A 9869-nucleotide genomic window follows, 5' to 3' on the forward strand; every position below is an offset into this window, starting at 1 on the left:
ATAATACATTTTTTATTATTTGTCAAGCATTTAAATAAAAAAATTTTTTTAAATATTTGACATAATTAATATCGTTTATATAAATCTAAAAAAATAAATTTGCTTTTTTTATGATACTATGATACAATTTTTAAACTGATTCGCTCGGATGATGGAATTGGTAGACATAGCAGATTTAAAATCTGCTGGTCCTTGCGACCGTGCCGGTTCGATTCCGGCTCCGAGCAAATTAAAATATAAACTAAAAATAAAAAAGTAAAATTAAAAAATATGATAAACAATCACGATAAAATTTCTAAAAATAACGCCTTTATTATTGCTATAGGACTAATTATATTTGCATTAAGTTTTCTTTTTATATATATGGTTGGAGACAGCCCCGAAGGTTTTATGGGATTTTTAGCTCCTTTCACAATGCTTATTGGAATTATAGTATTGGTTATAGGATTTTTATATAAAGCGGATTCTTAAATGACATTTGTAAATCCACAATTTTTATTCATGCTTTTTGCCGTTTTGATTATAATAATTTTATATATTAAAACAAGAAAAAATCATTCTTATTCGGTAAAACATCCGAGAGTGAGTATGTCGAAAGTTTTGAAATCGAATTATTATGTCAAAGATATTCCTTTCGTTCTAATAATAATCGCTCTTTCTATGTCAATATTGGCTTTGGCGCGTCCCGTAAAAATAGAACATTTATCGGATATAAACGGAGAGGGAATATATATTTCTTTGGTTGTCGATGTTTCTCCTTCGATGATGGCGGAAGATATGACTCCAACGCGGCTCGAGGCTTCAAAAAGAACTATGATTGATTTTATAAAGAAAAGAAATTTCGATAAAATAAGTTTAGTCGCTTTCGCTTTAAGGGCGTCCGTTTTACTTCCAGCAACTTTCGATTATATAGCTTTGGAAAATGAAATAAGAAAAATAGAAATTGACGAAGAAGGCTCTACTTCGATTGGACTCGGAATTGCAACCGCGGTAGATATGCTGCGAAATGTTAAAAGCGATAACGAAAAAATTATTATTCTTCTAACGGACGGAGAAAACAATTCGGGCGAGATTGACCCGAGATTGGCTTCGGAGATAGCGTCAAATTTCGGAATAAAAATTTATACGATAGGAATTGGAGACGCGGCGGGAAGCAGCGCTTGGGTTACATATAACGACCCCGATTACGGCAGAAGAAGAATTCGGGCTGATTTTACTTTAAACGAAAGAGCTTTAATAAATATCGCTTCGATAACGGGCGGAAAATATTTTAACGCGAAAACTGGGGCGGCGCTTGAAAATGTATATAACACAATAGACAGAATAGAAAAAAAACCGATATTGGACGATGATTTGATTCAATATAAAGAATTGTATAAACCGTTTATAATAATCGCTTTAATATGTTTATGTTTAAGTATAATCCTTTCAAGCTCAAGGTTTTTGATAATACCTTAAATTCTTTTATTCCTTTTTGAAATAACTAAAAAATAATCATGTCAAAGCAGGACAGTGCAATCAACATAATTCTAATTCAGATAATTAAAATCTTGTTTTCCCGTATCAAACGGGTTAGCAAGACAATATAAACACACAAAAAACATTCTTAAAATCTCGTTTCCCAGCATCAAGCGGGATATCAAGACAAATAAAAAAGATTTTTCTAACAGTTATAATCCAGTTTTACTCGCTTTGCGCCCAATAGGGATATTAAATAGTGTAACTAGACATATAACATAATTCTAATTCAAACATTTCAAATCTTGATTTTCTACATAAAAGCAGAGTATCAAGACGGAATATCAAAAAAATTTTAATCACAGTATCTCGTTTTCCTAAATTAAAATTAGGATATCGAGACAAAACGAGTTTTTACTCACAAATCAAAAATCCAGCTTTCTCGCATTAATCGAGGTATCAAGACGGAATATCAAACAATTTTTTACCTAGTATCTCGTTTTCCTAAATTAAAATTAGGATATCGAGACAAACGACTTTTTAAGTCAAAATCAAAAATCTTGCTTTCCCGTATAAACGGGGTGGCGAGACTATAGAAATTCAATGAAGAATTCTAAAATCCCGTATTCTTACATTAAGCAAGTTATCGAGACAATCAAAAACTTTATTAATTACATTAAGCGTCCTGCTTTCTATCGTTAAGTTAGGTAGCAAAACAAAAACAACTTTTAAACAAAAATCAAAAATTCCATTTTCCGCATTAAGCGGATTATCGGAACAATCAAAAATCTTTATAACTTTTTATGCATTTTGATTTCCTCGCTCTGCACCCATTTAGTATATTAAATAGGTTGTCAAAACATTACGATATTATCGTTTATGCTCTTGTATCTCGCTTTTCCACATATAAAGTGGAGTATCAAGACGGAATATCAAAAAAATTTTTACTTTAGTATCTCGTATTCTTATATCAAATAAGTTATCGGGACAATTAAAATTTTATTAATTACTGTATATGCATCTTGCTTTCTCATATAAACGAGGTAGCGAGACCAAAAGGAAATTATCATGTATAATTTCAAAATTCCGCTTTCTTGCATCAAACCAAGTTATCGGAACATCAAAAATTTTATTAATAATCTTATGTATCTTGTTTTCCTCGCTATGCGCCCATTCGGGATATCAAATAGGATGTCAAGACTCAAAGATGATATTCAAATGTCTAATATATCTTGTTTTCCTCGCTTTGCGCGCCCATTCGGGATATTAAATAGGATGTCAAGACTCAAAGATGATATTCAAATGAGAAATATATCTTGTTTTCCTCGCTTTACGCGCCCATTTTGGGATATTAAATAGGATGTCAAGACTCAAAGATGATATTCATATGTCGAATATATCTTGTTTTCCTCACTATGCCCGCCAATTCGGGATATCAAATAGGATATCAAGACGAAAAACATCAAAAAAATTTCTTCTAATGAATCTTGTTTACCTCGCTCTACGCGCCCATTCGGGATATTAAACAGGATATCAAGACCAAAAGCTAGATTTTTAAAATGAAGATATATCTCAATTTCCCGTATTAAACGGGTTAATAAGACAATATAAAATATCGAGAGTAAATTCTACATGAATTAAATAATATCACATATTAAATAATTTTTCAATATCGTTTGACTTTTTATATTAAAAAGATTATTATTTAAGAATACTATTTATTAAAAATGCAGGATAAAATCAATGAAAACAAATTATAATAATCGCGGCTATAATAAAAGCAATAATAGAAACAATTATAAAAATAATAATAAATTTAAAAATAATTATAAAAGCAATTATAATAATAAACCAAATATAAAAATTCCCGACTTATATTATTTATCATATTTCCTAAACGATGGCAAAAAAGATACGAATAAAAATAAAGTAAAAAAATATTTAACGCCTTTATTAACGGTTATAACGGAAAGCAAAAATTTGGACGATTCGACTACAAAAAAATATTTTTCTGTTATCATTCGGAATAAATACGAAAAACTGCCGATTGAATTCAAAGAGAAATTTATTAAACTTGAAAATAAAAATATATACGAAGAGGAAGGAATATTAAGAGAAAAAATAGAAAAATCTTATAAAGACGCTTTAATATTTTTAAGAGATTTTAGAAATATTATGATTCATAAAAATGTTAAAGAAGAAACTTTTGCAAGATGCAAATTTAACAATTTTGACGGAGAATTATTTTCATTTTTGAGAATATCTTTGGAATGCGCATGTAAATATAATTTGGAAGAAAATAAATCTTCTGATGATAAAAATGATAAAAATTCTTATTCTAATAAAAACGATACGGAGAAAAATTATTTTGATAAAGTTTTGAAAATGAATTCTGCGGAAATGAAAAACGATTTCAAGAATGTTCCTTTTATTTACGCTTTAATTATACTCGCTATGTTTACCGAAAGAAAATATATTAAAGAAATACTCGATTTGATAAAAGCGAAAAAATTTATAAAAGAAATCGTTGCATCTTTTTCTTTGGGCGGAGAATCAAAAACTTTAATTTCTGGAATTGCGGCGGACGAAGAGGAATTATATTTCAAGCAATTAGAAATGTCGGATAATGTAAGCGAAGAAATAAACCGCTCGGGCAGAAGAATTATTAAAGAACTCGATTATTTTAATATAGATAAAGATAAAATTAATAAAGATTTTGAAGCGAATATTTATAATAAACTACTTAAATTTTACGGTTATATAAATACTTTTCCAAAAATAGAAGAACTTGAAACCGATTTAAAAGAATTTAAAGCGAAAGAAATAGTTAAAAGTAATATTGAAAAAACTGAAAACGTTAAACGATATAATCAAAATGCGAGAGAATATAACGCCATATTGGATAAAGGAATTCCGAGACTTGCTATAAAAAACGAAAATAAAAATTTTGAAACGGATTATAAAAAAATTATTCCAAGTCTTAAAAATATATTTAGAAGCGAAGATATATTTATGAAAGAGGCGATGGAATTTTTATCTTCAAAATATAATAACGAATTCGCAAACGATTCTTGGAGTATTTCGGGAAACGCGATTATTTGGACGGAATCGAGCGACAATATAAGTTTTGATATAAGAAAAAAAGTTAAACCTTCCAAAAATAGCATGAATTCGATTTATAAAATAGTTTACGATAAAGAAAAATCTGATAAATTTAGTTTGAATAGACATAATTTGCGAGCTTTAATTACTTCGATACTTATAAACGGAGATATAAATTTAAAAGAATTAAAAGAAACCGCCTCGAATAATTTTAAATCCAAAAATAAAAATTCCGCCGATACGAACGATTTGGCAAAAGATTTGAAAAATAAAATTCCGACTTGGAACAGACATAATCAAGCCGTTTTGATTTTTAAAATGGTTAGAAAATCTATAATAAAAGATATTCATTTGCATAACAGAGACAGCGTTGCTTTTTATAAAGAATTTATAAGAGTTTTATACAAGCTAAATACAATTAATAATATTTATGACGATGCGATTGAAGTTATACATAAATACGGAATACAGGACGAAAATATCTCCGAAGAAATAAGAGATTTATTAAAACATAATAATTTAAAAGATATGGCTTTATCGTCCGCAGATATTTTGGTTAATCTTAATAAAAATAATAAAAAAGAAAAAACCGAAAAACAGTCGGTTGCTTCGTTTAAAACTTGGAGCAAATTTGCATTCTATCCCGTAAACGAAAAAAACGAAAATATTTATAAACTGCTCGGCTGGAATGAAATTAAAAATAATTTGAATCTGCTTAAAACCAGCGAAAATAACAGAATCGATATATTTGAAATATTATTTAATTATTTTAATAAAAACAATATGGCGCTTCCGCCTATAGTTTCCATATACAAAAATTTTATTAAAGATAATAAAATTAATTATTATGCGGAAAAAGAAATAAGAAGTATAATCGCCGAGGAAATGATACTTTATTTTATATATTCTGAATATTTAAAAAATATCGGAATAGATAATAAAAATTATTTTTATTTTGAAAGCGGTAAAGATAGTAGAAATTTAGATTTTGATTTGGTTTGGAATTTGAATCCAAAAATTAAAATTAATATTAAAGATTATATAAAAAGAGATGTGAAGCAGGCTTTAGATTTTATATTTGATATTAACCGAATAAAAGAAGAAGGAAAAATAAACGGAAAAGAAGATTTGCAAAAATGTTTGGAAAGCTGTTTGACTAATTATAATATCGTGGTTCAGCATAATACTTTGAAAAGCAAATGTCCTAAATCCTCTTCGATTATGAAAAGAGATATTTTGAACGCGGATAATATTAAAGATATTGTAAAAGTTTTGATTTGGACGCAAAAAGAATTATTATATTTTATTTGTTCTATAGAAACTTATTTGATATATAAACTTTCGACTTCATTAACCGAACATCAATTAAAAAGCATAACCGATGAATACGGCTATTTTAAGTTTAGCGATTTGGTGGAAAATTATAATAAAATTTCAAATAATAAAATTGACGAAAAATTAATTATCGTAAGAAATGAACTTGCGCATGGAAGATTGACGAATTATAAAACCGTTATAGAAATTATCGACTCTTCTTTACAAAAACTTGGTTTATCGTCTTTATACGAAAATTATAATAGAAAAATGAAGCGTTAAAAATTGTCTTTTTTACTGAAATAAAAGAATGTCATTACTTCGGATTTCTACAAAACCTCGTAATTATAATAAAAAATATTGCAATGGAGCATTTATTTTATCCATTATAGTAATGCCATGAAAATATATAAACAATCCAATTCTTAAAACTTCAATTCCCAAATAATCTGAATCTATCCTTCGGGCTGAATATCAAAATAACTCGCCCAATTATATCGCTTTTGTTTATAAGTCCGAAACTCCTGCTGTCTTCGCTAACCGATACATTATCGCCCAAAACGAAATATTGATTTTTTCCAATCGTATAGCTTGCGTTGTCTTCTTCGTCAAAAATATAATATTCGTATTTTATCAAATCGTTATTCAAATATAATTCTCCGTCAATGATTTCAATTCTGTCGCCTTCGCATCCGATTACTCTTTTTACCAAATTATTTTCGCCTCTTCTAAAAACGATTATGTCGAAATTTTTAATTCCGTTAAATATAAAATTTTTTTTAATAAGAAGTATTTCGTCTCCTTCGTCCAAAGTCGGCTGCATTGATTTATTCGTTATAATATAAGTGTCGAAAAAAAATATTCTTATAAATCCCGCAATGAATACGGCTAAAAGCGATGCCGAAATTATTTCTAAAATATGTTTAATAGTTTTCTTCTTTATCATAATTTTATTCTTCTTTAATTATGGACTTTTTCAAATAATCCGCTTTCAAAATAAAAATTTTGTTTTCTTGCAAAAATTCTTTTTTCTTGTTTTCCGATTTCAATAAAGCTCTCATTTCGTCTTTTGCTTTTTTCATAATCTCTCCGTCTTTGACTATATTTCCGATTTTAAAATCTGGAATTCCGCTCTGTTTGTCTCCCAAAAATTCTCCCGAGCCTCTCAATTCCAAATCTTTTTCCGCAATTTTGAATCCGTCCGTAGTTTCGCAAATAATATTTATTCTTTCTTTTATAATTTCGTTAAGCTCGCCGTGAATAATCAAATAACAGTAGCCTAATTTTTCTCCTCGTCCGACTCTTCCTCTCAACTGATGAAGCTGCGAAAGTCCGAATCTCTCCGCTCCTTCGATAAGAATTGTCGTGGCGTTCGGATTATCAATTCCAACTTCAATAACTGTAGTGGAAAATAAAATTTTAATCTCTCCGTTATTAAATCTGTTCATTATATATTCTTTTTCAATATCTTTCATTTTTCCATGTATAATTTCTATTTCCATATCGTAGAAATAATCTTTTTTCGCTCTTTCAAATTCGCTCGTCAAAGTTATAAAATTTGAATGGGTATTTTCTATAAGAGGAAAAACTATATAGCCCTGTTCGTTCTTTAATATTCTGCTTCTCAAAAATCTATAGCAATGGTCCCTTTCATACGATTCTTTATATTTGGTTAAAACTCCTTTTCTTCCCGCAGGCATACTTTTTATAACCGACAAATCCAATTCTCCAAATAAAGTAAGCGCCAAAGACTGTGGAATCGGAGTCGCCGTCATAAGCAAATAATCTACATTTTTTCCTTTCGATAAAAGTTTATTTCTTTGAGCCACGCCGAAACGATGCTGTTCGTCAACTATCGCATAAGAAAGATTTTTAAAAATTACTTCGTCATAAAGTATAGAATGAGTGCCGACTAAAATATTGCATTTTCCTTCTCTTAATCTTTTAAGCAAATAATTTCTTTCGTTTTGATTAACGGACGAAGTCAAAATATCGATTCTAATAATATCTTCGAGTCCCGCGTTTTTTACTATTCTTTTAAAAGTATAAAAATGCTGTAAAGCGAGAATTTCTGTCGGCGCTAAAAATGCGGTTTGAAATCCCGCCTCGCATGGAATCAAAGCGGTTAAAAAAGCGACTATGGTTTTTCCCGCTCCAACATTTCCTTGCAATAATCTAAACATCTGTTTTTCTGAAAATAAATCTTCTTTTATTTCTTCAACGGTTTTATTTTGGTCTGCCGTAAGTTCGAATCCTAAACTTAATTTAACTTTTTCAAGCAAACCTAAAGAATTGTATCTTTTTTCTTTTATTAATATATTCGGTCTTCTCTCGCTTAAATGAATATATTGAAACGATAAAAATTCCTCGAATACCAAACTTTCCCTCGCTTCTTTTAACGATTCAAAAGATTTTGGAAAATGCATTTCCATAACGGACGACACAAAACTTTTAAGTCTATATTTCTTTTTTATGTTTGAAGGAATATCGTATTTCATGTTTTTTTCAAAAGTTATAAGTTCGTTTACGATTAAAGTTCGTAATTTTTTTTGAGATAGTCCTTCCGTCAAAGGATAGATTGGAACGATTTTTCCATAAGATAAAGAATTTGAAGAAGGCTTTTCAAATTCAATCATTCTGCATTGAATTTTTCCTCTCGTCCCTCTGACAAATTTTCCCGTCAAATAAAGTTTTTCTCCCAAAGAAACTCCCGCTGGAAGTCTGCCTCCGTAAATCGGCACTTCGCATATAGTCGCTCCATCGCTAACTATAACCAAAGGCTTTTTTTTGAATTGAAAAGTAAAATTTGAAATATCGATTACTTCGACAAAAACCACGCTGTTTTTATCGCCGTTTCTAATTGCTTCGGATATTTTTAAAGTTTTGGTTCTGTCTTCGTAAGTTCTCGGAAAAAATGTAATTAAATCGTAGAGAGTAAATATATTTTTTTTTGAAAGTATATCGGCGTATCTTAATCCGACTCCTTTGCAATATTTAATACTTTTCTGAAAAATATCTTTACTATAATCATTGTAATCGTTATAAATATTTTTTGGCAATTTAATTTTTCCCTATTAATAATTACGATTTGAAATATAAAATATAAATTATAAATATTAAATAAAAATCACATTCCGAACATTCCGAGTATCGAAACGAGCAAATAATCGGTAATAAGTATTATCATAAAACTATAAACCACGCTCGTTGTCGTAGCTTTTCCAACGCCTTCCGCTCCGCCTGTCGTCCTAAAACCAAAGAAACATGATATAAGCATAATTTCCGCTCCGAATATCGTGGACTTTATCAAACTTCCTATAAAATCTCCCATCGAAATAACGGCAATCGCCCTATCGAAATAATGAATCGGGTCGTTATGCAAAACAAAAACCGTCACTACCGCTCCTCCGACTATTCCTATAATATCCGCAGAAACCGTAAGCATTGGAAGAGATATAACCGCCGCCCAAAATCTCGGAACGGCTACATATTCTATAGGATTGGTATAAAGAGTTTTCAAAGCGTCAAGCTGTTCGCTTACCTGCATAGTTCCAATTTCCGCAGTAACCGAACTCCCTACCCTACCCGCAAATATCAAAGCCAAAAGCATCGGAGACAATTCTTTAACCATAGCCTTTCCAACCATAGAACCGACAAATTGAGATATTCCTTTTAAAACGCTGTCCAAGACTACGGCGATTTGAAGCGACATAACCATTCCCACGCAAAGAACTGTAACGGCGGCGACTACAAAAGATTCCACTCCCATTCTTATTATTTGGTCCGTTAAAAGTTTGAGAGAAAAAGAAGGCTTGAAAGTATATTTAAATATTTGCAAGAATAACTGATTAAATTCTCCCAAAGTTGCAAGAAAATAAGTTAATTTATTTCTTATGCCTTTTCTCAATTCTATTTTAAAATCAAATAATTCCATAATAAAAACCTCTTTAAATTAAAAATTATAATAAAAAATTAATTATTATCCGCGTTAGAAT

General features: G+C 29.6%; 6 protein-coding genes and 1 tRNA gene. 4 read left to right on the forward strand and 3 right to left on the reverse strand.

The window, feature by feature from the left end; genetic code table 11:
• Window positions 1–142 precede the first annotated feature (142 nt).
• The 4 genes from ACR0QS_RS07460 to ACR0QS_RS07475 all read left to right on the forward strand — a co-directional run bounded on the left by ACR0QS_RS07460 (window position 143) and on the right by ACR0QS_RS07475 (window position 6156).
• A tRNA-Leu gene (locus ACR0QS_RS07460) sits at window positions 143–227 on the forward strand.
• A 43-nt stretch (window positions 228–270) separates the two neighbouring features.
• Complete coding sequence (locus ACR0QS_RS07465) at window positions 271–471, forward strand: hypothetical protein (protein ID WP_432632811.1); 201 nt, start codon at window positions 271–273, stop codon at window positions 469–471.
• Window positions 472–1458 carry a vWA domain-containing protein gene (locus tag ACR0QS_RS07470; protein WP_432632812.1) on the forward strand — a complete coding sequence of 329 codons (987 nt, stop codon included), beginning with the start codon at window positions 472–474 and terminating at the stop codon, window positions 1456–1458.
• A gap of 1743 nt (window positions 1459–3201) precedes the next feature.
• Window positions 3202–6156 carry a hypothetical protein gene (locus ACR0QS_RS07475; protein WP_432632813.1) on the forward strand — a complete coding sequence of 985 codons (2955 nt, stop codon included), beginning with the start codon at window positions 3202–3204 and terminating at the stop codon, window positions 6154–6156.
• Between the two features lie 151 nt (window positions 6157–6307).
• Here the strand turns inward: ACR0QS_RS07475 and lepB are convergent, their stop codons facing one another.
• The 3 genes from lepB to ACR0QS_RS07490 all read right to left on the reverse strand — a co-directional run bounded on the left by lepB (window position 6308) and on the right by ACR0QS_RS07490 (window position 9808).
• Complete coding sequence (gene lepB, locus ACR0QS_RS07480; RefSeq protein WP_432632814.1) at window positions 6308–6820, reverse strand: signal peptidase I; 513 nt, start codon at window positions 6818–6820, stop codon at window positions 6308–6310.
• Window positions 6821–6824: 4 nt separating this feature from the next.
• The gene (gene recG, locus ACR0QS_RS07485) at window positions 6825–8933 is read right to left on the reverse strand and encodes an ATP-dependent DNA helicase RecG (protein WP_432632815.1); all 2109 of its coding nucleotides are present in this window, start codon (window positions 8931–8933) and stop codon (window positions 6825–6827) included.
• A 68-nt stretch (window positions 8934–9001) separates the two neighbouring features.
• Window positions 9002–9808 (reverse strand): MlaE family ABC transporter permease, encoded by an 807-nt coding sequence (locus tag ACR0QS_RS07490; protein WP_432632816.1) that lies wholly within the window; start codon window positions 9806–9808, stop codon window positions 9002–9004.
• Between the last annotated feature and the right edge of the window lie 61 nt (window positions 9809–9869).

The organism is Brachyspira sp., from assembly GCF_050873525.1.
In the GTDB taxonomy this organism is placed as follows: domain Bacteria; phylum Spirochaetota; class Brachyspiria; order Brachyspirales; family Brachyspiraceae; genus Brachyspira.

Coding starts and splice junctions, on each gene's coding strand:
- ACR0QS_RS07475 (WP_432632813.1), top strand. CDS start 3,202: ATGAAAACAAATTATAATAATCGCGGCTATAATAAAAGCAATAATAGA.
- lepB (WP_432632814.1), bottom strand. CDS start 6,820: ATGATAAAGAAGAAAACTATTAAACATATTTTAGAAATAATTTCGGCA.
- ACR0QS_RS07490 (WP_432632816.1), bottom strand. CDS start 9,808: ATGGAATTATTTGATTTTAAAATAGAATTGAGAAAAGGCATAAGAAAT.
- ACR0QS_RS07465 (WP_432632811.1), top strand. CDS start 271: ATGATAAACAATCACGATAAAATTTCTAAAAATAACGCCTTTATTATT.
- ACR0QS_RS07470 (WP_432632812.1), top strand. CDS start 472: ATGACATTTGTAAATCCACAATTTTTATTCATGCTTTTTGCCGTTTTG.